This is a genomic window from Asanoa hainanensis, from assembly GCF_900188485.1.
GTDB classification, from domain to species: Bacteria; Actinomycetota; Actinomycetes; order Mycobacteriales; family Micromonosporaceae; genus Asanoa; species Asanoa hainanensis.
Map to the genome: position 1 here is coordinate 173,378 of NZ_FZPH01000016.1, position 24,680 is coordinate 198,057.

Here is a 24,680-nt window from a genome sequence, read left to right on the forward strand (position 1 = left end):
CTGCCACCGTCTGACCTGTGCCTTTGCTATCTCCCCGCCTCGCCGATCGCCGTGGTGCCAGCACCCTCTGGGTCTCGTCGTGGGCCACGTCCGCCGAGTCATCCCGGGTGGCTTGGGCGGACACGGCCAAGGGCGCCTGCATCCTGCTGGTCGTCGCCTGGCACGTGATCGTCAAGGACTACCTGCTGGTCTCGTGGCACATCGGGCTGCCGCTGCCGGGGGTGTGGGGCACGTTCGGAGAGCAGCTGTTGCCACTGCGAATGCCGCTCTTCTTCACCATCTCCGGCATTTTCGCGAGCAGTGCTCTCGCCCGGCCATGGCGGGTGGTGGCCCGCGGCCGGATCGCCACGTTCCTCTACCTGTACGCGGTGTGGCTGCTGGTGCACACGGCGGTGCTCGCGCTCGTGCCGGACTTCCCGACCGCGCGGGCCCACTCGCCGCTGGAGCTGGTGGAGCAGCTCACGATCACCCCGTCGAACCTTTGGTACCTGTACGCCCTGGCGATCTACTTCGCGTTCGCCAAGGCGGTGCGGCGGCTGCCTCCGTTGGTGGTGCTCGTGCCGGCGGCGGTGCTGTCCGCGGTCGCGGCGGCCGGCCTGGTGCCGACGCCCGGCGACCGCGGCGGCTTCTACCAGAACCTGGTGTTCTTCCTCGCCGGCCTGTACTTCCGGCCGCGTCTCGAATCGCTCGCGGCCACCGCGACCCCTCGTCGGTTGTGGCTCACCGGCCTGGCGTACGTGGGTGCGCTGGCCGTGATGGCCGCGCTCGGCGCCTCGGAGTGGTTCGGGGTGTGGCTGGTGGTGTCCGCGGTGGCGGTGGTGTTCGGGGTGACCGCGGCCGCCTGCGTCGCCCGGTCCGCGCTGGGCACGCGGCTCGCGCGGCTGGGCCGGATCACCCTGCCGATCTACGTGATCCACATGCCGGTGCTGGCCCTGCTGCACCTGCTGCTGGTCGGGCTGGTCTCCTCCCTCGGCGGCGGCGCCCAGTTGGTGGTCGCCCTGTTCTACCCGGCGGTGCTGACCGCGGTCGTGGTCGTCCTCAGCCTGGCCATCCATCGTGGACTGACCGCTGTGCGTGCGCGCTGGCTGTTCGCCCTTCCCTCCCTCCCCCTCCGCCTCCGCTTAGGAGCTGCCCCATGATCCTGATCTCCGACCCCCGCGTCGCCGCGGTGCCGGTGTTCGACAACGGTGAGGCCATGGTCGACCTGCGCACCGTGGACGAGCTCCGGGTCGACGACCGGCTGGCCGATCCGGAAGGTGCTTTCGCGCGGCTGCGGGAGGGCGCGGTGGCGCGGCTCCTCGCGGCGCAGCGCGCGCTCCCGGCCGGGCTGCGGTTGCTGGTCGTAGAGGCCTACCGACCGTTGCGGCTGCAGCGGGAGTACTTCGGTGGCTACCAGGACGAGCTGCGTTCCCGGTTTCCGTCGTGGTCGGAGGAACGGGTGTACGTGGAGGCGAGCAAGTACGTGTCACCGCCGTCGGTGGCGCCGCACAGCACCGGCGGCACCGTCGACCTGACGTTGGCGGGGCCGGACGGGCGCGAGCTCGACATGGGCACGGCCGTCAACGACAGCCCGGTGGCCAGCGCCAACGCGTGCTTCACGGCCGCGACGCACATCCCGGCATCGGCGCGCCGCAACCGCTACGTGCTGGGCTCGGCCCTGCGATCGGCCGGCTTCGCGAACTACCCGACGGAGTGGTGGCACTGGTCCTACGGCGACCGCTACTGGGCCCTGGGCACGGGCGCCTCACAAACCCACTACGGCCCGGTCGACCTGGGCTGACCCTGGGTCAGCGGTTGTCGGCCGCGACCAGTAGGCGGATCTGGGCGTCGGTCCAGGCGTTCGGTAGTCGGTCCGGGGAGCCGCAGGCGCCGGCCACGGTCGTCAGCGCCTGGCCGCAGCGGGCCAGGCCCAGGTTGGTGAGTGTGGTCGCGGCGGTGCGCAGGCGGTCCGGGTAGGTGGGCGGTAGGTGGTGCCCGCCGCGGTGGGCCAGCTCCGCGAGCAGGCCGAGGGCGTCGTCGAGCGCCCGGCCGAGCTCGTCGCCTTCGGCCGCGTCGCCGTGGGTGGCCAGCTCGCCGCCGGCGGTCGCTAGGTCCGGCACCACCACCGTGTCGGCCACGACGACGGCGAGTGGGCTGATGACCAGGCCGCCCCGGCCCCGGCGGACCAGGCCCGACAGGAAGCGGGCCTTGGGCAGAGCCTCCGCCAGGGCGTCCAGCGCGCCCGGGCTCGCGGAGCGGTGGACCGCGGAGACCGTCGCCGTGGCGCCGGTCGCGTCGGCGACGACCGCGTCGAGTCGCTGGTCGCCTGGGGCGTAGTGGACGGACCTGACCTCGGCCACGGGTATCACCCGGACCGCTTCGGCGTCGACCCGCGGGCGGATCAAGCGTGGAGGTAGTCGGTCCAGCTCGGCGGTCAGCGCGGCCAGGTCGGGGGTGAGGATGCCGGGCGGCAGGTCGCCCCACTCCCCCGCCGAGCCAAGCACGCTGTTGCGGGACAGGCGTCCGGCGGGCAGCCGGACCCGGCGGCTGGCGGTGCGCACCGCCGACTCGCTGAGCAGGTTGCCGCCGGCCAGGGCCGCGATCGTGGTGCCCACGACGCGGCGGGATCCGGCGGGCTGCCCGTCCGCGCCGCCGCGCGTCCAACGGTGGCGCAGGGTCAGCACCGTGGCGGTCATCGGGTCCGCCAGGAAGATGTCGGCGGTTTGCTCCGGGCCGGCCGACGTGACCCGGCAGCCGAGGCCGGTCAGCCGGACCCGGCGCAGCTGCGTCTCGGCGGCCTCCTCGGTGCCGAGCACCGACGCGCCCCGCGCGGCGGCTCGTCGCCGGCAGTGCAGCTCCGCGAGCAGTTCCGCGAGCTGCTCCGGGCGATAGCGGGCGCTGCGCTCGGCGTACGCGGTGAGCTGGTCCGCGATGTCCTCGAGCGCGAGGAGCGGCCAGCGCAACCGGGCGCCGTCGAGCCCCTTGGCCACCGCCGCGACGGCCGGCAGGAGCGGGGTCGCGTGTGCGGCGCCGTCGAGCAGGAGGTCGTTGGCGAGGGCGACCGCGTCGTCCAGCGCGCCCAGCGGGCCGGTGCTGCCGCTGCCGACGTCGACGCGTTGCCGGCCAGCCTCCGGGTCCTGCTCGTCGGCGACCCGGAACGCCCACACGGCCAGCGCGACGGTGTGGTCTGTCCCGCCGTGCGCGGCGTCGCTGTGCACGTAGCCGAGGTCGTGCGGCACCAGGAACCGGACCGTACACGCCGGCAGGTCGACGCGGGGTGCCGGATCGTCGGGCGTCGGGCGGTGGACCTGGGCCTGGTAGCCGGAGCGCGCGATCCGCCGGGCCGCGGCGAACGCGCGCTTCCCGATCGCCGCTTCGAGGTCGGTGTCGGTGAACGCGCCCGGCGACCACGCGGCCACGGGTGCCGGGCTCTCCACCGTGGGTGGGTCGGCCTGGTAGGTGAGGATCGTCGCGAGCGCGTGGCGGCAGGTGGTGGTCGCGCCGCAGGTGCAGTGGGCGGCGTCGAGGCCGCCGGGTGACAGCGTCGTGCGTACCCCGTCGGAGAAGTCCGCCCGCACGGAGCCGTCGGGATCGGTCCGGATCGTCGGCCGGTCGCCGGACTCGACGGCGCGGCCGGCCCGCTTGACCAGGCCTCGGTTCGTCAGCGCGGCCAACGCGTCGGTGGTCAGCGCGAGCAGGTCGGCCCTCATCGGCCCACCTTCTCGGCGACGAACTCGGCCAGGTGCGCGGGGGTCATCGCGCCGACGTGGGCGCCCGCGTCGGCGAGCAGTTGCGCGGTCTGCCGGTCGTACGACGGATTGGCCTCCTCGTCGAGGGCGGCCAGCCCGAGCACGTGGGTGCCCTGTTCGACCAGCCCACGGACCGCCCGCACGAGCCCGCCCGGCGGACCGCCCTCGTAGAAGTCGGTGACCACGGCGACGATCGCCCGGCGCGGGTTGTCGACCAGCCCGGCGCCGTAGCGGACCGCCCGGGCGATGTCGGTGCCGCCCCCGAGCTGGACCTTCATCAGCAGCTCGACCGGATCGTCGACGTCGGCGGTCAGATCGACCACCTCGGTGTCGAACGCGACCAGGTGCGTGCGGATGCCCGGCAACCCCCAGAGGCAGGCGGCGGTGACGGCGGAGTGGATGACGGAGCTGACCATCGACCCGGACTGGTCGACCAGCAGGATGAACTGCCAGGGTTCGAGCTGCCGCCGCGTACGCCCGAAGAAGTGCACGTCCTCGACCAGCAGCCGGCGCTGGTCCGGCTGGTAGTTGCCCAGGTTCGCCCGGATCGTCCGGCGCATGTCGAGGTTGCGGGCCTGTTTGAACCGGCTCGGGCGGCGCGACCGGGCACCGGTGAACGACTGCCGCACGCTGACCGCGAGCCGGTCCACGAGATCCTGCACGACCGCCCGGACGATCCGCCGGGCCAGCGCGAGCACCTCGGGGTTCATCAGGTGTTTCGTGCGCAGCACGGCCTTGAGCAGCGTGGCGTTGGGCTCGATCCGGCCGAGCACCTCGGGGTCGGTGAGCACGTCCGGGATCTGGTAGCGCTCGACCGCGTCGCGTTCGAGCCGTTCCACCGTCTCCTTCGGGAAGAGCCGGTTGACCTGGTCGAGCCAGTCCATCGTGGTCAGTTGGGAGGCGCCGTCACCGCCGGCGCGGCGCCGGACGTCGCGCTGGTCCAGGTCGTCGTCCCGGCCGTAGAGCCAGTCGAGTGCGGCGTCCCGCCCGGCCGCGGTGGCGCTCATCGGCTGGCCGCACAGGCAGGCGTCGGCGGCCTCGCCGAGGATCAGCCGCCAGCGTTCGAGGTCGCTCATGGTGCCACGAGTCCTTCCCTGTGCAGCAGCTCGTCTACATAGGAGTCCAGCTCGCTCGCCCTTGCGTGCCGCACCGGGTCATGCCTCAGGCGCAGCAGGGCGCGGCTGTCCGCGACGATCCCCCGCCGGGCCAGCAGCGCCTCGGCGAGGCGGTGCCGCTCGCGCGGCGGGAAATAGGCGAACGCCTGGCGCAGCGCGGGCAGGGCGATCAGGAAGTCGCCGTCGGTCATCGAGCTGACCAGGCCGTCGAGCACGTCGAGCAGCCCGCCGTCGGCTGTCGCCTCGTCGCGGGCGACGCTGAACAGCCCCGCCAACCAGTCGCCGAGCACGCCCGGCGCCGCCGCGCCGCGCAGCGCCCTGGTCGGGTCGCCGCTTTCGCCCAGGGACCAGCCGAACCCGAACGCGGCGCCGCGTAGGTCGGGTGGTGCCGCCGCGTCGGCCGCGACCCGCGCCATGACGGCGAGCCCGGCCGCGCGGTCGAGACCGAACGCGTCCGCGGCATGCCGCAGCCCGTCCCGGATCGCCGCGACCGCCCGCAGCCGCGCCAGGTCGGCCGGCGCGGGTCCACCATGGACACCCTCGGCCAGCCACAACCCGCGCGTCACACCGCCTCTGACGACCTCGCCGAGCACCGGACTGCGCGCGGCGCCGAACAACCGGTCGTGCCGCCACAGCCCGAGCGCGACGGCGAGCACCCCGCCGAGCTCGGCCAGGTCGGTGACGCCGCCGACGGCCCGACGCAGCACGCTGACGATCTCACCGGTGACCGCCGCGACGCCGCACAAGGCGGCGTCGAACAACACGGCGGCGACGGCGTCGGCCCGCCCACCCGCGTCGGCGGCCCGTTCGAGCAGCGCCGCGGCCGCCGCGTCGCCGAGTGTGGCGCCGTGCCCGCCGGCCTCGATCAGCGCGACCAGCCGGTCCGGGTCGTCGGTCAGCCGCCACTGTTCGGTCAGCACGGGGTCGACTCCGGGCTTCGGCCCGCTAGCTCTCTCGTATCCCGGCACCCGCAACACCCGCAGCCGGTGCAGTGTGCGGCTGCGGTCCCGGTCGTCGCCGTCCGTCAGGTCCAGCTTCCGGGTGCCTGCGGCGTCGAGGCCGAGCCGCGTCAGCTCGGCGGCCGCCGCGCCGACCAGCGGGGGTTGCGGAGTGTCCGGGTGCAGGGCGCCGACCCGCTCACCGGCGAGGGCGGCGACCATCTCGACGACCACGGGGTGCGTGCCGACCGCGAGCCGGCCGCGGTGCGCCCACGGCAGCGGTGCCTCCATGGCCTCGCCGACCAGGGCCGAGACCAGACCGTCAAGGACGTCGGCCCGAGCCGGGTACGCGTGGCCGCGCACCCGGGCCAGCCCCTCGGCCATGGTGCGGGCCGCGATCAGGTCGGCGGTTGAGGCGGGTTGCCCGCGCGGGCGCAGCCGGGTGACCACGGTCTCGGCGAGCCCACGCCCGGCCGCCTCGGGCCCGTCGTCCCAGACCCGCTGATAGAACTCGGGCGACGGCATCCCGGACTGGTAGCCGTGAAAGGCATCCAACCGCTTGAACGCGTACGGAACGAGGTAACTGGACCCCACCGCCCCGGCTGGAGGCGCCGGCACCTCAGGCCACAACCCAACGTCCCCGCCGTCCATAGCCGGTACCTCTGACCGCGAGCCAACCGCCCGGCCTGCCACCAACTCCGACCGCGAGCCAACCGCCCGGCCTGCCACCAACTCCGACCGCGAGCCAACCGCCCGGCCCGCCGCCAACTCCGACCACGACCGAACATCGGCGCCCGCCACCACCACCGGCTCGGACCGCAACCCAAGGTCCGCGCCCGCCGCCACCACCGGCTCGGACCGGGACTCGGCCCCGGTGCCCGCTGGCACCGGCAAGCCGGACCGCGACTCGACAGGCCCGCCCGACGCCACCTCCGACCGCGACTCGGCCGCGTTGCCCGCTGGCACCGGCCCGCCGGACCGCGTCCCTACAGGCCCGCCCGACGTCGGGGCCCCGGATCGCAACCCAACATCCCCGCCCAGTTCCGCCGGCACATCCGGCCACGACCGGTCTGTGCCGGCGGCGGCGATCAGGCGTTCCAGGGCCGGGCGGTGGAAGCCACCGCAGACCACGAGGACCGGGCCTTCGTCGCGGGCCACCGCGGCCCGGATCCACGTTGCCATGTAGGCCTCGCGTTCCAGGTCCGCGGCGCTGGCTGCCGTGTCGCCGCGGAGGGTCTCGAAGTAGACCGACAGGCGGTCCGCGAGGCCCTCGAAGGGTGCGGCCTCGACGAGGTGGTCCCAGAGCGTGTCGGTGTTGTCCATCGCGAACGCCGCGCACAGCCGCTCGGTCGCCCGCAGGTAGCGCTCCTCCGCGTCGGCGTAGCGGTTCTCCCTCGTCGCGAACGCCGGGTGCCAGGCCGGCAGGTCGATGAAGCGGACCTCGGCGCCGTTGGCCCGCCCACGCGTCAGGGCCACCCATTCCGGCGAGTAGTCGCAGAACGGACTCCAGGACGCGTGTGTCCGCTCGCCGTCGCGGTAGGAGGTGAAGATCGCGACCGGCAGCGTGTGCCCGAGCAGCAGCTCGTCCAACCGCTCGTTGACGTCGGCCGGGCCTTCCACCAACACGTGCGGCGGGCGTAGTTGCTCGATCGTGGCGGCGACCAGGCCGGCGCAGGCGGGGCTGTGGTGGCGCACGCCTACGACGGTGACGGGCGCGGCCATCAGCCTGGAAGCAGGTGGCGCGCCGCGTGCAGCGCCTGCCACTGCTCGCCCGCGTGCGCCCGTGCCTGCTGCTCCAGGTAACGGCGCAACCTCGCCAGATCGTCGGCGTTGTCTTTTGCCGCGGTGCCGGCCAGGCAGGCCACGACGTCGGCCGCCTGGCCCGCCTCACCCCGCAGGAACCAGCCGCGTAGCCCGACCGCGTGCGCCACCGAGACCGCTTCGGCGGTGCTCATCACCGACGACAGCCGTTCCATGGTGTCGCCGCGTTCGGTGACGCCGCCGCGCAGCTCGCGGAACGCGGTGACGAGCACCTCCAGCACGTCGCGGCGCGGCGGCACCCGCACGCCCGACCGAGCCAACAGCTCGGATGCCTGCGCCTCGACCAGGTCGAGCTCGGTGGCCAGGTCCGGGATCGGGAACACGGTCTCGAAGTTGAACCGCCGCTTGAGCGCCGCGCTCATCTCGTTGACCCCGCGGTCACGGGTGTTGGCGGTGGCGATGACGGTGAAACCGTCGCGGGCGAAGACCAGCCCGTCGTCACCGCTGAGCTCCGGGACGGCCAGCATCCGGTCGGACAGCGGCGACAGGAGCGAGTCCTGCACCTCCAGCGGGCAGCGGGTGATCTCCTCGAACCGCACCACGCGGCCCTCGGCCATGCCGCGCAACAGCGGCGCGGCCACGAGCGACCGGGTCGACGGCCCTTCGGCGACCAGCAGCGCGTAGTTCCACGAGTAGCGGATCTGGTCCTCGGTCGTGGCGGCACCACCCTGGATGACCAAGGTGGAGTCGCCGCTGACCGCCGCCGCCAGCAGCTCGGAGAGCAGCGACTTGGCGGTGCCTGGCTCGCCGACGAGCAACAGCCCGCGACTGGTGGCCAGGGTGACCAGGGCCCGGTCGATCAGCGACGGGTCGCCGACGAACTTGCGGCTGATGCCGGCCGCGGGGTCGCCGACGATGAACGTGCGGGCCGCCCGCAGGCTCAACGCCCAACCGGGCGGCCGTTCGCCGTCGTCGGTCTCCCGCAGCCGCGCCAGCTCGGCGGCATACCGAACCTCAGCCGGCGGCCGTTGCACCGCGCCCGCCCCAGGCTCATCCGCCATCCGGTCCGCAGGCACGCTCCGCACCACGCGCACCGCAGGCTCAGGCGCCACCCGCTCCGCAGACACGCTTCGCACCGCGCCCGCCGACGGCTCGTCGGCAATCTGGTTTGCAGGCACGCTCCGCGTCGGGCCCACCGCAGGCTCAGGCGCCACCCGCTCCGCAGACACGCTTCGCACCGCGCCCGCCGACGGCTCGTCGGCAATCTGGTTTGCAGGCACGCTCCGCGTCGGGCCCACCGCAGGCTCAGGCGCCACCCGCTCCGCAGACACGCTTCGCACCGCGCCCGCCGACGGCTCGTCGGCAATCTGGTTCGCAGACACGCTCCGCGTCGCGCGCGCCCGTGGCTCATCGGCGGTCTGGTTCGCCGGCGGGCTCTGCACCGCGCTGTGGGTGGTTCTGGGGGTCATCGGGCCAGTACCTCGTTCAGGTCGCGGAGCATCTCCGACACGGTCACCGCGTCGAGGGTGTCGAAGGTTTCGGTCAGCCCGGGTCGCAGCCAGTCGCCGTCCGGGCGGGTGTTGATCCAGACGGCCGTGACCGTCTGCTCTTCGAGGATGTCGGGTGCGCCGACCGCGATGCCCGGGTCGAGGTCGATCACGATGGCGCGACGGTCGGGGGTGGCGCGCCAGAACCAACTCTGGACACCGGCGTCCTGCGGCTCGCCCCGCCGCCAGCCGCGGCGTTCGAGGCCGAGCAGGGTGGTGCTGGGCACCTTCTCGTCGGCGTAGCGGGTCAGCGTCGTCGCCGCGCGCTCCGCGTCGGTGAGCGCCAGGACCGGCCGACCGAGCTGTGGGAACGGCTGGAGGATGGCGTAGTCGGCGAAGATCTCCGACCACGCCGCCGCCTCTTCGGCGCCGAGGTGCAGCGGGTGGGCTACCCGGACGGTGGCGTCGGCCGGGAGCTCCCAGGTCTCGTCGTCGACGTCGGCGTAGCTGCGGTCCTCGGCCACCCGGAACGCGACAGGGTCGCCGTCGCCGACCCGCGCCACCCAGACGAGGCGGCGGACGATGTGCCAGAGCAGCGGGTGCCGCACGAACAGGTCGCGGAACTCGTCGGCCGACCAGGCCCGCTGGCCGACCATCGCCGCCTCGAGCCGACGGATCTGGTCGGCGGCGAGGGTACGGACGTCTTTCTTGAGGCCGGCAAAGCGCTGGTGCGCCGCGGGAGCGAGCGCGGGCTCGTCGCGGATGCCCGGCTTGGGCAGGTCTTTGCGGCGGGCGCCCGACTCGTCGACCACGTAGGGCTCGAGCTGCTCGTCGAACCCGACCACGAACCGGCGGGGGCCGTAGTCGAGGGTCAGCGAGCCGTTGGCGTCGAGACCGAGGTCGGGCACGAGTCGGTCGGCGAGCTGGTCGGCGGTGAGCCCGAGCCCGTCGGCCACCTCGGCGATCTTCTCGCCCGCACGGTCCTTGAGGCCCTTGAACTTGGCCTTCTGCGCGATGCCGTGCAGGTGCGTCAGCGCGAGGTCGGAACCGATCTCGGCGAGCACGTCGAGCCCGATCAGCGCCTTGGAGTGGCCACCGTCGCCCGGCCACGCCCGGATCACCGGCGATAGGCGGCGAACCGTCTCGTCGTCACCGATCCAGCGCAGCGCGTGCAGCGGCCAGGCCTCCTTTGGCGGCGCACCGACCGCCTGCCACTGCGTGAACAGCGCCCAGGCGAAGTCGGCCAGCGAGCGCGGATCGCAGGCGGCACGGACCAGCGGAACGCCGGCGTAGACGTCGCCGGGCTTGGAGATGGCGAGCATGGTGCAGAGGTGTCGGACCGCCTCGGTGCTCAGCGCGGCCGAGCGGTCGGCGAGCAGGATCCGCGGCAGCAGGCCGGGCTCGGCCCAGGCCGGGAGCTTCGGGAGGCGCGTCGGCACCAGGTCGAGCGCGTCGGTGCCGAGCAGCTCCTCGACGCCGGCCCGGGCGGCCGGACCGTAGTCGTCGGCGGCCGCGAGCACGGCCGCGTGGTGCCGGGCCGCGATCTGCCGCAGTGCTCCCTCGGCGGCCCGGCGGTCGGTGCCGGGCTTGCCCAGTGCGGCCGGGGTCAGGGCGCGGGCGGCGTACGCGGGGTGCCGGTCGAACCAGGCGATCGCGTACGAGCGCAGCGACTTGAGCCGGGCCAGCGCCTCGGCCATGCGGGTGGCGATCTCGGCGCTGGCGAACGGGAGCAGCAGCTCGGTGCAGCTCGCCGGCAGCGCCTTGGCCACGTGCATGGTCGTGGGCAGTGCGACGAGCCCGTGGGCGGCGACGATCGCCGGCAACCACTCGTGGGCGTCCCAGACCCGCCCCGGCCGCCAGTCGGGTAGCAGCGTCGCCACCACGTCATGCGGTCCGGTGCACATCAGCGTCACGTGGTGGTGGGACGGCAGCTTTCCGGCGCGGAACTGCTCGACGGCGGATTCGATCGGGACCTCCAGCTTCCACCAGGCGGCGCGTCGGGCGCTGGTGGCGGCCCACTCCTCCTGCTCGCCGGGCGCCCAGGCGAGCACGGGCCCGCCCGTGAAGGCGAGACCGGTCAGGACGGTCGGTTTGGCCGGCTTCCGCTTGACCGTCCAGGGTGGAGTGACGAGGGCCGGGGGCAGCACCTCGGGGGACGCGTCCGGCACGGCCGAGCGCTCGGCGAGGATCGCCTCGACGCGAGCCTGGGCGGCCGGCGGCAGGGTGGGCAATTCGCCCGCGACCAGCTCCTGGTTGGCGAGAACGTGGACCCGGAGTTGCTCGGCCACACCGTCGGCGGCGGCGAGGACGCGGAGGGCACGGCGCGGGAACCGGCTGGCCGCGCCGTGGATGGCGGCGCGGACGTATTTGTCGTCGAGGCGGGCGACCAGTGCGGCGAACGCCTCGTCCGTAGGGAACTGCGCGATGATGCCGGCGAGTCGCTGCCGTGCCTCGGCGTCGACCTGACCGGAGTCGAACCAGGTGAGTAGCTGCGGCAGAACGGCCGGCCCGACCCCGTCGACCCCGGTGGCCAACAGGTCGGTGTTGGTGACGACGCCCCAGCCATACATCGCCGGCGCGACCAGCGCGATCTGTTCGCTGGTCGTCGCCGAGCACCACAGCAGGTGGGCGGCCGAGCCGTAGCCGCTGACACTGGTCTCCACGCAGTCGGCGTCGACCCAGGACTGGCGCGTCGGCAGCAGGAACGAGCTGGCCGCCCGCAGCTCGATCGAATCGTCGCGTAGCCCGCCCAGCAGGTCGACCGCCGCGGCGTAGTCGTCGTCGCCCGCCACCGCCAGGTGCGCCCGCACCCGGCCGGCGATCACCAACCAGGGGTGGTAGTGGCCCCACGAACCGGTCACCCGGCGCACGAGGCGCGGCGGGATCTGGCCGCCGTTGTTCCAGTAGCCGCCCAGCTCTACGCCGGCCATGCGGAGCGTCGCCTCGGCCGCGAAGACCACGCCGCGCCGCGCCGCCCAGTCGTCGGCGAGGTGGCGGAGCTGGTCCTGCTCGCGCCAGCCGAGATGGTGTCCGACCAGCGCGGCCACCACGGCCGCCCCCTCGGCCGAGCCGGACTCGTGATCGGCCAGGTAGCCCTCGGCCTCCGCGACCAGCTCGGGGTCGCTGTTGGTGTTGGCGAGCCGGGAGTCCAATGTGGCCTTGGCCGAACGGACCAGCTCGGCGGCCTTGTGCGGGTCGAGGGTCAGCGCTGGCCCTGGCGTGCCACCACGGCGTGGATAGAAGTGCCGGCGCCACGCGACCGGCAGCGTGAACGGCCCGTCTTCGCCCACTGCCCCGTGCTCCTGCCCGACCGACAACACAGCCTCCCCTGATCCGTTGTGAACGGTGGAACCGTAGCGGCGGGGTACGACAAAACCTGCCCTTGAAGTGCGCCGGCCAATCTGGCAATCTGCGACTATCGATGTGAGCGCTAACCGGGTGGCGCGGGGACTCCACATCGGATCAATGGTGCTGCGCTGTGCACTGGTGCGCGCGCGGCGATGTTAACGCTCACATGCCCCGTACCGCCGGAAGATTGGTGATTCTGATGTCCCTGACCCGACGTGCGTTCACCGCCGGCACGCTGGCCGCCGCGGCCGGAATGTTCGCGCTCCCCCGCGCCGCGCTCGCGGCCAACGCCGCGTACCTGATGGCGTATTTCACCGAGTCGCCGCAGATGCAGGGCGCCAACTACGGGCTGCACCTGGCGGTCAGCCAGGACGGCTGGAACTGGACGCCGCTCAACCAGAACAACCCGGTGGTCACGCCAACGGCCGGGACGCTCGGCCTGCGCGACCCGTTCGTGCTGCGCAAACAGGACGGCACATTTGTCGTGTTAGCCACGGACCTGAATGGCACGAACTTTGGGCTGAACAATCAGTACCTACATGTATGGGACTCGACCAACCTGACCTCGTTCACCGGCTACCGGCGCATCCAGATGCACACGCTGGCGACGCACACCTGGGCGCCGACGGCGTTCTGGGACGCGTCGCGCGGCCAGTACGGCATCGTCTACTCTGCGGTCAACGGCGGCCGCGACCTGTTCCAGGTCAACTACACCTCGGACTTCCGCACCGTCAGCGCGCCCCAGATCTTCTTCAACCCGGGCTTCGGTGTGCTCGACGGCGACATCGTCGTCGACGGCGCGACGACCTACCTGTATTACAAGAACCTCAACGACGGCTACCTGTACGGCGCGCGCTCCTCCACGGGCCAGCCGAACAGCTTCACCACGTACACGGGTGGGTTGCGGCAAGGCACCGCGATCGAGGCGCCGCTGCTGCTGAAGGCCAACGACGGCGGCTGGCGGCTGTGGGGTGACTCGTTCGGGCCGGTCAACAACGACTACTACGCCTGGTCCACGGGCAGCATCGGGGGTGGGTCCTGGTCGGTGATGAACCAGCGCGACTACACGCCTCCGCTCAACGCCAAGCACGGATCGATCATCGGGATCAGCGCCACGGAGTACGCGGGTGCGGTCTCGCGTTGGGGCCTGCCTGCGTGGGTGCGGCTCAAGTCGTCGAACTTCCCCGACCGGTACGTGCGGCACGCGAACCGGATCGGCCGGCTCGACGCGTACCCGTTCGACCCGTACCAGGACCAGATGTGGCGTCTCGTGGCCGGCCTGGCCGACGGCGCGGGTGTCTCGTTCGAGTCGGTCAACTACCCGGGGTCTTACCTGCGCCACTACAACTACGAGATCCGCCTCGACGTGCTCGACAACACGGCGACCTTCCGGGCCGACGCCACCTTCTACCGCACCGCCGGCCTGGCTGATTCGGCTTGGTCGTCGTTCCGGTCCTACAACGCGCCGACCCGGTACCTCCGCCACTACAACTATCTGTTGCGGGTCGACCCGATCAGCACAGCGACGGAGCGGCAGGACGCGACGTTCCGGGTCACTTCCTGACGGTGAAGGGTTCCGACTCGGCGACATCGCGAAGTCCGTCGTCGGGCAGCAGGCGCACCACGTACCGGCCGGGCGGCAGCGGCCAGTCCCCGATGCCGCCCGGGCCGATGCTCAGTCGCCCTTCGATCTGACCACCGGTGTACGCGTACGTGAGGTACGCGTCGTTCCCGTCGCCTGCGCGGAACACGGAGATCCAGTCGAGTCCCATGCCGGGCGCGTTGCTGAGCTCGACCGCGATCTTCTCGCCGGCGCGGTAGCTGGCCTTCGTGGTCGCAACAGGCGCGGGCCTGTCCTGGGTAGAGCCAGACCGGCGCGCCGTTGACCGGGTAGCGGCCGCGCTCGAGGCCACGGGTCTCGAACCGCACCGTGCCGTCCTGGCGCGGCGTCGACGGCGGGCCTTAACGTGGCCGGCGCCGTCGCGGAGCGTCACCGCGTCGGTGTTGTGATGGTCGACCACGATCGGGTCGCCGAGGTCGACGTTTCGCTCGCGTGGGGCGGCGAGCCCGAGCCGCCTCACCGACCCCCGGCGGTCAAAACGACCGGCGCCTGCCGGCCTCGCCCGACACCGCTGGGGCCGGCATCCCCGCAACCAGCCACCGACTCAAACCCAAGCCCACTCACCAACCCCAGCGGTCAAAGCGACCGGCGCCATGCCGACCCCGACCGACACCGCCGGCAGCGGTATGCCGGCAGTTAGACGCCGCCTCAAGCAAAGGCCGCCCTACCGACCGCCGGCGGTCGTAGCAACCGGCGCCATGCCGACCCCGACCGACACCGCCGGCAGCGGTATGCCGGCAGTTAGACGCCGCCTCAAGCAAAGGCCGCCCTACCGACCGCCGGCGGTCGTAGCGACCGGCGCTTCGCCGAGCTCGGCTGACGACGCGGGGACGGCGCCGCCGGGCTCAGCCGGTGGTTCTGGTGGGACGCGGCCGTCCTGCTCGGCTGTGACGACGTTGCGTAGGGAAAGCGCCAGCGCCGCCGCGGTCAGGCAGCCTGCGACTGTCAGGCCTAGCCAGATCGAGCTGTGGCCGCCGCCGATCAGTGGCGCCGCGGTGATCGGGCCCACGATGCCGCTGATTCCCCAGACCATCGAGCCCAGGGCGTTGAAGCGGCCGCGTAGTTCGTCTGTCGCCAGCGAGTTGAGGAGGGTCGGGCTGATCGGGGACAGGAGGGTCTCGCCGAAGGCGAAGACCGCCGCGCAGGCGATGACCGCCACGATCGCGAGCGCCGTGTTGCGGGCGTTGGCCGTGCCAGCGACCGCGAGGATCAGCCACGAGCCGGCCATGATGGCGCCGACCACCGAGAGCAGGCGGGTGCGGCTGCGGCCCTGGATCAGGCGCACGACGAAGAGTTGGGCCAGGACGATGACCAGGGTGTTGGCGGTGAAGGCGTAGGCGACGACCTGCGGGCTCACGTGGGCCACGTCGATCGAGAAGGCCGTGAAGCCCACCTCGATCTGGGCGTAGCCGCTGATCGTCAGCACGATGCTGAACAGCAGCAGCCGCCGGAAGCCGCGGTGGGCGAAGACCTCGCGGTAGCCGGGTTGGCGTCGGCGTGTCGGCGCCGGGCCGTCGGGGACCAGGCGGCGACCGACGCCGGGCATGGTCAGGAGGTTGACGAACGGGACCAGGTAGAGGGCCGCGTCGATCAGGTAGATGAGTTGGAACGTGCCCGGACGGGTCTCGTCGACGATCGAGCCGGCGATCACCGTGCCCGCTCCGATGCCGAGGTTGAGCAGGGCGAAGCTCAGCCCGAACGTCTTCTGCCGCTCCACCCCGTCGGTGACCGACGACAGGATCGTGGTGTTGGCCGCCCAGATCACGCCGCCGCCGGCGCCGATCAGGGTGACCGACAGGAGCGCCTGCCAGGTGGTGTGTGCGAAGCCGACGCTGCCCACGCCGGCCGCCTCGACCAGGAGCAGCGGGAGCACGATGCGGCGTGCGCCCCAGCGGTCGACGGCCCAGCCGCCGAGCGGCCCGATAGCCAGCGCACACACCGCCATCCAGCCGATGACCAGGCCCGCTGTGCCGGACGGGAACTCACGGACCTTGGTCAGATAGATGTACATGAACGGCAGCGTCAGGCCCCGTCCGGTGGCCGAGAAGAACGTGGCGGCCAGCAACCGCCGGGCCTCGGGTCGTTGGGGAAGGACGTCGCGGAACATGGGGCCATCTTGACGAGGGGGTACGACAATTCGCGACCGAGTTATCCGCAGCGGCACATCGCTGTCCGAACCCATCGCGCCAGTCGTAGTCGGATCGGGCTGACCAAGGCGCCGCCGCAACGCGGCGACGCACCGGTCACTGAGGCGTCGCCGTCTCCCGTGATCCGGCCGATGAAGGCTCCCTGCGCGCCATCCACAGCATGGGTCAGTTCAGCACCCACCCACCGGTCACCGAGGTGTCGCCAGATCCCGCCACGCGCGATGAACGCTCCCCACACCGCACCCGCCCCCGGCGGACAGCCACCGCACCGGTCAGCCCGGCAGCGACCCACCAGTCACCCAGACGTCGCCAGACCCCGCCACCCGCCCAATGAACGCTCCCACGCCGCGCCCGCCGCCGGCAGACAGCCACCGCACCGGTCAGCCCGGCAGCGACCCACCAGTTACCCAGTCGTCGCCAGACCTCGCCACCCGCCCAATGAAGGCTGCCACGCCGCGCCCGCCCGTTGGCGGCCAGCCACCGCGCCGGGTCAGTCCAGCGGCGGCCGGTCGAGCACCTCGACGTAGACGATGTCCGCGCCGACCACGTCGAGGACGAGGAAGCCCGGCCAGGGCGCGTCGAGCGGGACGCAGCGGTGGCCGGCACCGTAGGGGCCGGTCGGCTTCGGGGCCGTGTAGAGGCTTTGGCAGAAGCCGTCGCCGCAGCCGCACGGTTCGACCACGCGCAACCGGTCGACCTGGGCTTTCAGCCCGGGCTCGGCGAGGGCGGTGGCCAACTCCGCCGCGAAGACCGGCCAGGTCGCGCGCAGCAGGGGCGGTGGGGGCACGGGCCAGAGGCTACGACACGAACACCGCCACCGACCGGCCCGGGACCGTGAACGCTCCTCCGCCGGTGTAGCGGGCCGTCTTGACCACCGGGTCGCTGCCGCCCGCCTGCACCGGATGTAGGGCATAGGAACGGCCCGACGCCCCCGGGACCACCTGCGTCGTCGCGGTCGGCGAGGCGTTGAAGACTACGACCAGGCGGTCCCAGCGCCGGTCCAAGGACTTGCCGGCCGTGTCGTCGAGGACCATGACGATGACGCCCGGGGTCTGGTCGGGGCCGCCCAGCGGGAAGGACACCCGCCGCTGGATCTCGGCGGCTGACGGCAGTGCGAACAGCGGTGACGAGCCCGCGATCCGTAGGAAGTCAGCGGCACCCGACGCCGCCGCGGCCATGTCGGCCGGCGTCGGCTTGAGCGCCGGATCCGCCAGCAGCGGGCGTTGGTAGGACCACTTGGCCTCGTTGTCGCCGCGCGGTGGTAGGCCCGAGCCCCACGTCGACGAGGCGCCCGACCAGTCGATGCGGTTGAACCAGTCGCCCGAGTCGTAGGAGTTGCGGTCCAGGGACTTCGAGCGCAGCAGGTCGGTGCCCGCGTGCCAGAAGCCGACCCCTTGCGACAGGGTGGTCGTCGCGAGGGACAGGGTGTTCATCCTGACGCGGTCGGCCATCGGCAGGGACTGGGGCAGCTTGTATTGCAGGTTGTCGAACAGCGTCTCGTTGTCGTGGGCGTCCACATAGGTCACCGTGTCGGCCGGTGAGGCCGCATAGCCTGCCGGTTGGCCATTGTAGTCGACCTCGGCCCCCGAGACCACCGCGCCCGTTCGCGACTGGAACCGGTAGGAGCGCAGGTTGCCGGCCAGGCCCACCTTGATCTGGTCCTGGGTGAGCAACAGACGCGCGAGTTGGGCGGCGGCGTCGCCGTTGACCGGGTCGCCGTTTGGGTCCGTGAACAGGCCCGAGCCGAAGCCCTGCAGGTGCGGGTTCTCGTCGAACGGGCCGCCGCCGCGGACCGCGTCGCGTAGTCGGTCCGAGAACGTCGCGATGCCGGTGCCGGCCATGTTGGCCTGGGTCGCCTGCACGAAGCGGGCGTCGTTGGCCACCTCGCCGAAGTTCCAGCCCTCGCCGTAGAGCAGGATCGACCGGCCGTCGACGCCGTCCCGGGCCAACGACAGCTTGTCGAGGGCGTGCCGGACCGCGAGCATGTTGGCCTTGGAGTGGTGGCCCATCAGGTCGAAGCGGAAGCCGTCGACCTTGTAGTCGCGGGCCCAGGTGACCACGGAGTCGACCATCAGCTTTTCCATCATCCGGTGCTCGGTCGCCGTGTTGGCGCAGCAGGTCGACGTCTCCTGCTGCCCGGTGAGGGTGAGCCGCTGGTAGTAGCCCGGGACGATCCGGTCGAGCACCGACTTGGGTGCCTGGCCGGACGCGGTCGTGTGGTTGTAGACCACGTCCATCACGACCCGCAGGCCCGCGCCGTTGATGCCGGCGACCATCGAACGGAACTCCCGGGTACGCGCGGCGCCCGCCGGATCGACCGCGTAGGAGCCCTCGGGCGTCGTGTAGTGCCACGGGTCGTAACCCCAGTTGAACCCGTCGGTCGGCCGCACCGGCTCGACACACGCCTGCTGCTGCTCGGACGCTGGCGGCAGCGCGGCCAGGTCGCACGCCGGCACCTGCTGGGCGGACCGCGCCTCAGGCACGGTCGCGAAGTCGAACACCGGCAACAGGTGCAGGTGGCTCACCCCGGCCGAGGCCAACGACCGCAGGTGCCGCATGCCGGCACTGGAGCGGTCGGTGAACGCGGCATAGGTGCCCCGGTGCGCGGCCGGCACCGACGTGTCGCCGATCGAGAAGTCCCGCACGTGCAGCTCGTAGACGTGCGCCTCGGTCGACGGGGACGCGGCCGGCTTACGCAGCTTGGCCCACCCGGGTGGCGTCAGCGACGGATCCGACAAGGAGGCCAGCACCGAGCGGGTGGAGTCGGCGGTCAGGGCGACCGAGTAGGGGTCGGTGACGAGGTTGGTCTCCACACGACCGGTGGTCGGCGCGAACACCTGGACCGAGTAGACGTAGGACAACCCACGCCACGATCGCGACCCCACAGTCGACCAGATCCCGTCGCGATCACGCCGCAGCACAATCGGCGCGACACCGTCGACCAGAAGCGAGACCGACTGCGCCGTCGGCGCCCACAACGCGAACGACGGCACCCCACGCGCCGACCACGACACCCCGAGCGTCCGCCGCGCCGCGCCCGCGTAGAGGTCGTCCAGCACGCCCGGGATCTGCACCCCGGTCGCGTCGACCAGGACCCCCGCGGCGTCGAACGCGGCGACCGCGAGCTGCCCGGTCAGGACCGAGGCGGCCGGCACCGAGGACGGCACGGTCAGGGCGCGCATGGCGGCCAGGTGGGGGTAGTCCCGCCGTACGGAATCAGGCAACCCCGCCGCGCGTATCCCCAATGGATGAGCGGAACCACCGACCACAGCGCCGTCGTCGACGATCATGCCGCCCGACGGCGCGGTGTAGAGCGCGAAGCGCACCGCGCTCGCCGGCGGCTGCCAGGCGATCACGTCGCGCCGCACCCAGTGCGCCGCCGACTCAGCACCCAGCGCACGCGGCGCGTCGTCGACGATCCGGTGCGTCGCGTGGTCGTAGGTGAAGGTCAGCAGACCACCCGGCGCGGTCAACGGAATGTTGGCCCCACCTGGAGCTCCGCCGGCGCCGTAGTTCTCGTCCCACGACCCGTTGAGCGCCACCTTGTATTCGAAAGCGCCCGCCGGCACCGTGAACGAGGCCCGGAACAGCCCCGGCGAACCGGCGACCGGGGCGAGCGCGGTCTGCGCACACTCCGGCTGCCAGTCGCCAGGACAGCCCAGCTCCGACTGGAGCGACCCGACCAGCGTCACCTGGGAGGGCAACGGCGTGTGATCAGCGAAGGCTGGAGCGCCGACCAGCGACGCCAACACGGCAAAGACAGCGACAACGACGAACCGCCAGCGTGGACGCATCGGACGACCCCTCCCCAGGAAGCATCGAAGCTCCTCGCATTGGAGTCGTCCGGCGACGCTGCGTCAACCCACTACCGGCGAGTCGCGCGAAAGCCGGGAAGGCCACTCACATATTGATCATGTGCCCCGCGAGACCGTGGATCGCCTCCTTGACCGCCTCGCTCAGCGTCGGGTGCGAGTGCACGTTGCGCCCGACCTCGTGCACGGTCAGGTCCCACTGCTGGGCCAAGGTCAACTCGGGCAGCAGCTCGGTCACCTCGGGCCCGATCAGGTGGGCGCCGAGCAGCTCCCCGTACCGCGCGTCCGAAAGGATCTTGACGAAGCCGACCGTGTCACCGAGCCCGTTCGACTTGCCGTTGGCGGTGAAGGGGAACTTCGCGACCTGCACGTCGTACCCGGCCGCCAAGGCCTGCGCCTCCGTGTAGCCGAAGCTGGCCACCTGCGGCTGGCAGAATGTCGCCCGCGGGATCATCACGAAGTCGAGCTCCATGGTCTCCGCGTTCGCGATCGTCTCGGCGGCGATGATGCCCATGCTCTCGGCGGCGTGGGCGAGCATCAGCTTGGCGGTCACGTCACCGATGGCATAGATCCCGGACACGTTGGTACGCCCCCGCGCGTCGACCGCGATCGCTCCGCGATCGGTGAGCTCGACACCGGTGTTCTCCAGGCCGTACCCGGTGACATTGGGTTGGAAGCCGATCGCCTGGAGCAGCTTGTCGGCCTCGATCACCCGGCTCTGTCCCTCGGTGTTCGACACGGTCACCTGGACGCCCTCGGCGGACTCGGTCACCGACTCCACCCGCGTGGAGACCAGCACCTCGACGCCCAGCCGCTTGTAGCGCTTGAGCAGCTCCGCCGAGACCTCCTCGTCCTCCAGGGGCAGCATCCGGTCGAGGAACTCGACGATGGTGACCTTGACGCCGTAGTTGTGCAGCACGTACGCGAACTCGACCCCGATCGCGCCGGCGCCCGCGATGACGATCGACGACGGCAGTTCAGAGCTGAGGATCTGCTCCTCGTACGTGACGACGCGGTCGGACAGCGCGGTGCCGGGGATCAGCCGGGTCGAGGCGCCGGTCGCGATGATGCAGTTGTCGAAGGTCACGGTCTGGTCGCCGATGGCCAGCGTGTGGGCGTCGACGAACGTGCCCCGGCCGTTGATCTCGGTGATGCCGTTCTTCTTCATCAGGTAGTGCACGCCACGCACGCGCCCGTCGGCGACCTTGCGGCTGCGCGTGAAGGCGGCCTCGTAGTCGAAGGTCACCTCACCGGTCACGTTGATGCCGAACGTCTTGCGCTCGGTCGTGAAGATGTGGTTGAGCTCCGCGTTGCGCAGCAGCGCCTTCGAGGGGATGCAGCCCACGTTGAGACACACGCCGCCCCAGTAGCGCTCCTCCACGACCGCGGTCCGCAGGCCGAGTTGGGCGCCACGGACCGCTGCGGTGTAGCCGCCCGGGCCCGCGCCGAGAACGACGAGATCGAAATGCTCAGTCATGGTCTGAAGCCTATGACGCTGGAAGTGTCGGTGCCCGCGACTACCATCCGCCGCATGCGTATCGGTGTGATCGGGTGCGGCAAGATCAGTGGGATTTACTTCCAGAACCTGCCCCAACTGCCCCAGACCGGGGTCGTACGCTGCGCGGATCTCGACGTCGAGCGGGCGAAAGAGGCGGCGGAGCGGCACGGCGTCCCGTCCGCCGGCAGCGTCGAGGACCTGCTGGCCGACGACTCCGTCGACCTTGTGGTCAACCTCACCATCCCGGCGGCCCACGTGGCGGTCGGCCTAGCGGCCGTCCGGGCGGGCAAGCACGTCTATGCCGAGAAGCCGCTGGCGCTCGCGGTCGACGATGCCCGGCTGCTGCTGGCCGAGGCGGCCGGTCTTGGCGTGCGGGTCGGCAGCGCTCCCGACACCTTCCTAGGTGCGGGCCTACAGACCGCCCGCGCCCTCCTCGACGAGGGCGCCATCGGCACCCCGCGCGCCGGCGCGGTGCACATGCTTTCCCCCGGCCACGAGCACTGGCACCCGGAGCCCGACTTCTACTACCAGCGCGGGGGCGGGCCGCTGTTCGACATGGGGCCCTACTACCTGACGGCGCTGGTCAACCTGCTCGGCCCGGTGGCGGCGGTCAGCGCCGTGGCCACGTCGGCGTCCCCGACCCGGCGCACCCCGGCAGGTCGCGAGATCCCGGTCGAGGTGCCCACGCACGTCAGCGCGGTGCTCGAGTTCGCGGGCGGCGCCACCGTGACGGCCGTGTTCAGCTTCGACGTGCCGGCCTCGACGGTCCCGCACGGCATCGAGCTCTACGGCAGCGCCGGCACCCTGGTCGTGCACGACCCCAACAACTTCGGCGGGCCGGTCCTGGTCGGCGGCGCGGGCGAGTGGCGTGAGGAGGAGCTACGCACCCCCTGGTCGGCCAACTCCCGGGGCCTCGGTGTCGCGGAGATGGTCGCGGCCATCTCGGCGGGCCGGGACCATCGGGCGTCCGCGACGCTGGCGCTGCACGTGCTCGACACGATGGAAACGATCCACACGGCCGCCGAACGCGGCGAACGACTACCGGTGCACACGACCTGCACGCGCCCGGAGCCGTTCACCACGTTCTAGGTCCGATCGTCACGGGCGCCGTGCGGCGGCGCCCGCCGCGGGCGGCCTAGCGGAGTTCCTCCGCGCGGGCGACCAGGTCGGCAAGCTCGCCCACGGCTGGGTCGGCCGCGCGGTCGGCGATCCGGTCGGCGATCCGGCGCAGGTCCTCCAGGGGGATCACCTGGTCGCCGCCGCGCAGGGTCTCGGCCAGGTAGGCGGCCACGTAGTCGACGGTCAGGCGGGGCGCCGCCTCCTCGAAGCCCTGGTCGAGGTCGGCCACGGTGATCCGGTGGGATGCCTCGGCGGGGCTGCGGTTGCCCGGGTCGAGCCAGCGCACCCGGACGGTCGCCACCTCGGCGCGCGGGTCCTCGCCGGTCAGGCGTACCTCGTAGAGGGCGGTCACGCTGTGTCCGGGGCCGACCTCGCCGCCGTCGACCTTGTCGTTGCGGAAGTCCTCGTCGGCCACGGCGCGGTTCTCGTAGCCGATCAGCCGGTACTCCCTGACCGCCTTGGAGTCGAACGTCACCTGGACCTTGGCGTCGAGCGCGCGCACCTCGAGGGTCGCCGGCAGTCGGTTGACGAACACGTCGCGGGCCTGCTCCGGCTCGCTGACGTAGACGGCGAAGCCGTCGCCGCCGTCGGCGAGCTGCTCCATCAACGCGTCGCCGTAGTCGCTGCCTACGCCGACACCGAGCAGCGCGATCTCCTTCGCGGCTTCCTCACGCACCCGGCGCAGGATCGAGTCGGAATCGGTGTCGCCGGTGTTGGCCAGCCCGTCCGACAGCACGATCACGCGGTTGGAAGTGCCCTCCCGGAACCCGTCACGGGCCACCCGGTAGCCGAGCTTGAGCCCCGCGCCCAGGTTCGTGCTCCCCTCGGGACGCAGGCGGTCGATCGCCCGGCGCAGGTCGGCCTTCTCCGACACCCGGGTCATCTCGCGCAGCACCCGGGCCTTGTCGCTGAACGAGACGATGGCCACCGAGTCCGTCGGGCGGAGCTGGTCGACCAGCGTGTGCAGGGCGTCGCGGACCAGGTCGAGCCGGCCGGGCTCGGCCATCGAGCCGGAGACGTCGACGACGAAGGTCAGCGAGGCGTCCGGGCGGCGGAAGTCGGTCTCGGACCGGGTCTGCAGCCCGACCCGCATGATGCGCACGTCGCCCTCGGCGCGGTGGGCCGCGGGCGGCCGGGCTCCGTCGGCGAACACCGCGAAGCCGCCGCCGCGCGGTTCGGGGTAGTCCTGGTCGAACGCGTTGACGAACTCCTCCGGCCGGACCATGGTCGGGTCGGGGAGGTCGCCGTCCTGGATCACGCGCCGGGCATAGCCGTACGAGGCGGTGTCGACGTCCACCGCGAACGTCGACTGTGGATCGTCGAGCGGGTCGCGCTCGCCGCTGCCTTCGCGCTGTGAGTAGTTCGGTGCCGAGGCCTCGCGGCCGGTCGAGCTGCCCGCCCCTCCCCCGCAGGCGGTCAGCGCCAGCAACGCGGCCACCGCCGCGGCGCCGATAATCGTGCGCTTCATCTGTTCCTCCCCGCTCCTCGTGTCCTCTTCATTGGACAGACGGCGGACAGCGAGCGCTCCCGTCGTGGCCGAGCCGTTGCCGAAGCGCGACAACCGTGATCGCGGCGTGTCCTTCCGTAATCTCCGCGAGTCGGCACCGAGACCGATACGCGTCCGCGCCGAGACCATTGCCCGGCCTTGGTACCGTGCGGCGCGTGAGACGAACCGCATCGACGCTCGTCGCAGCCGCTCTGGTCCTGGGCACACTGGTCGCATGCGCCGCTACCGAAGACGAGGCGGTGCCCGCTCCGCAGATCGGCCTGACGCCGGGCCCGGGCGTGAGCATCCTTGCCCGGCCCACGCCGAGCCAGACCACGGTGCCGCGCAGCGAGGTCGGAGACGGCCAACCGCCCCTGGTCTTCGGCGACTGCGTGGTCGAGCTGACACGCAGCAGCGGCGGTCCGGTGCAGCGGGTCACCTACGGCGAGGTCCCCTGTGCGGAGGCGAAGGACAGACCGGAGGCGTGGACGGTGGTCGACCTGACCGACAACCTCCGTGCCAAGTGCCCAGAGGACGGCCGGCACATCTCGTTCACGGTCGGCCCGTTGCTGCCGTCGTCGACGAGCGACTACACGTTCGTCTGCGCCGAGAAGCTTTAG

General features: G+C 72.1%; 16 protein-coding genes. 5 read left to right on the top strand and 11 right to left on the bottom strand.

Translation table 11 applies throughout. The features are described from left to right. Positions 1-17 precede the first annotated feature (17 nt). On the top strand, positions 18-1,139 hold the full coding sequence (locus CHC05_RS31905) for an acyltransferase family protein (RefSeq protein WP_245871316.1): 1,122 nt from the start codon (positions 18-20) through the stop codon (positions 1,137-1,139). After that, positions 1,136-1,780: a M15 family metallopeptidase gene (locus CHC05_RS31910; RefSeq protein WP_089254337.1), complete on the top strand. Its 645-nt coding sequence runs from the start codon at positions 1,136-1,138 to the stop codon at positions 1,778-1,780. Before CHC05_RS31905 ends, CHC05_RS31910 begins: the two co-directional genes overlap by 4 nt. A gap of 7 nt (positions 1,781-1,787) precedes the next feature. Here CHC05_RS31910 and CHC05_RS31915 read toward each other — a convergent pair whose 3' ends face one another. From CHC05_RS31915 to CHC05_RS31935, 5 genes are all read right to left on the bottom strand, one after another. After that, the gene (locus CHC05_RS31915) at positions 1,788-3,689 is read right to left on the bottom strand and encodes a hypothetical protein (protein WP_089254338.1); all 1,902 of its coding nucleotides are present in this window, start codon (positions 3,687-3,689) and stop codon (positions 1,788-1,790) included. Continuing rightward, the gene (locus tag CHC05_RS31920; RefSeq protein WP_089254339.1) at positions 3,686-4,804 is read right to left on the bottom strand and encodes a VWA domain-containing protein; all 1,119 of its coding nucleotides are present in this window, start codon (positions 4,802-4,804) and stop codon (positions 3,686-3,688) included. The genes CHC05_RS31915 and CHC05_RS31920 overlap by 4 nt, the downstream gene beginning before the upstream one ends. After that, complete coding sequence (locus CHC05_RS42170) at positions 4,801-7,503, bottom strand: DUF5682 family protein (protein WP_245871317.1); 2,703 nt, start codon at positions 7,501-7,503, stop codon at positions 4,801-4,803. The genes CHC05_RS31920 and CHC05_RS42170 overlap by 4 nt, the downstream gene beginning before the upstream one ends. Then, on the bottom strand, positions 7,503-8,603 hold the full coding sequence (locus CHC05_RS31930; protein WP_089254340.1) for an ATP-binding protein: 1,101 nt from the start codon (positions 8,601-8,603) through the stop codon (positions 7,503-7,505). The genes CHC05_RS42170 and CHC05_RS31930 overlap by 1 nt, the downstream gene beginning before the upstream one ends. Positions 8,604-9,007: 404 nt before the next feature. Then, positions 9,008-12,346, bottom strand: a complete 3,339-nt coding sequence (locus CHC05_RS31935) for a DUF4132 domain-containing protein (RefSeq protein ID WP_144022867.1) — start codon at positions 12,344-12,346, stop codon at positions 9,008-9,010. A gap of 230 nt (positions 12,347-12,576) precedes the next feature. Between CHC05_RS31935 and CHC05_RS31940 the strand changes: the two genes are divergently transcribed. Next, complete coding sequence (locus CHC05_RS31940) at positions 12,577-13,941, top strand: glycoside hydrolase family 43 protein (protein ID WP_089254342.1); 1,365 nt, start codon at positions 12,577-12,579, stop codon at positions 13,939-13,941. Here CHC05_RS31940 and CHC05_RS41005 read toward each other — a convergent pair. From CHC05_RS41005 to lpdA, 5 genes are all read right to left on the bottom strand, one after another. Next, entirely contained in the window at positions 13,931-14,149 is a 219-nt protein-coding gene (locus CHC05_RS41005) for a hypothetical protein (RefSeq protein WP_144022868.1), read from the bottom strand. The two genes, CHC05_RS31940 and CHC05_RS41005, sit on opposite strands and share 11 nt — an antisense overlap. Before the next feature lie 618 nt (positions 14,150-14,767). Beyond that, positions 14,768-16,105 (bottom strand): MFS transporter, encoded by a 1,338-nt coding sequence (locus tag CHC05_RS31950; protein WP_089254344.1) that lies wholly within the window; start codon positions 16,103-16,105, stop codon positions 14,768-14,770. Positions 16,106-16,635: 530 nt separating this feature from the next. Further along, a complete protein-coding gene (locus CHC05_RS31955) occupies positions 16,636-16,932 on the bottom strand; it encodes a hypothetical protein (RefSeq protein ID WP_218824747.1) in 297 nt (98 codons plus the stop codon). A gap of 10 nt (positions 16,933-16,942) precedes the next feature. Further along, entirely contained in the window at positions 16,943-19,939 is a 2,997-nt protein-coding gene (gene pulA / locus CHC05_RS31960) for a pullulanase-type alpha-1,6-glucosidase (protein WP_089254345.1), read from the bottom strand. 106 nt (positions 19,940-20,045) lie between these two features. After that, the gene (gene lpdA / locus CHC05_RS31965) at positions 20,046-21,434 is read right to left on the bottom strand and encodes a dihydrolipoyl dehydrogenase (protein WP_089254346.1); all 1,389 of its coding nucleotides are present in this window, start codon (positions 21,432-21,434) and stop codon (positions 20,046-20,048) included. Between the two features lie 54 nt (positions 21,435-21,488). Here lpdA and CHC05_RS31970 point away from each other — a divergent pair, with 54 nt between their 5' ends. Beyond that, positions 21,489-22,544, top strand: coding sequence for a Gfo/Idh/MocA family protein (locus CHC05_RS31970; RefSeq protein WP_218824748.1), 1,056 nt, complete (start codon positions 21,489-21,491; stop codon positions 22,542-22,544). Between the two features lie 46 nt (positions 22,545-22,590). Here CHC05_RS31970 and CHC05_RS31975 read toward each other — a convergent pair whose 3' ends face one another. After that, a complete protein-coding gene (locus tag CHC05_RS31975; RefSeq protein ID WP_089254348.1) occupies positions 22,591-24,042 on the bottom strand; it encodes a vWA domain-containing protein in 1,452 nt (483 codons plus the stop codon). A gap of 194 nt (positions 24,043-24,236) precedes the next feature. Between CHC05_RS31975 and CHC05_RS31980 the strand changes: the two genes are divergently transcribed. Continuing rightward, positions 24,237-24,680, top strand: coding sequence for a hypothetical protein (locus CHC05_RS31980; protein WP_144022869.1), 444 nt, complete (start codon positions 24,237-24,239; stop codon positions 24,678-24,680).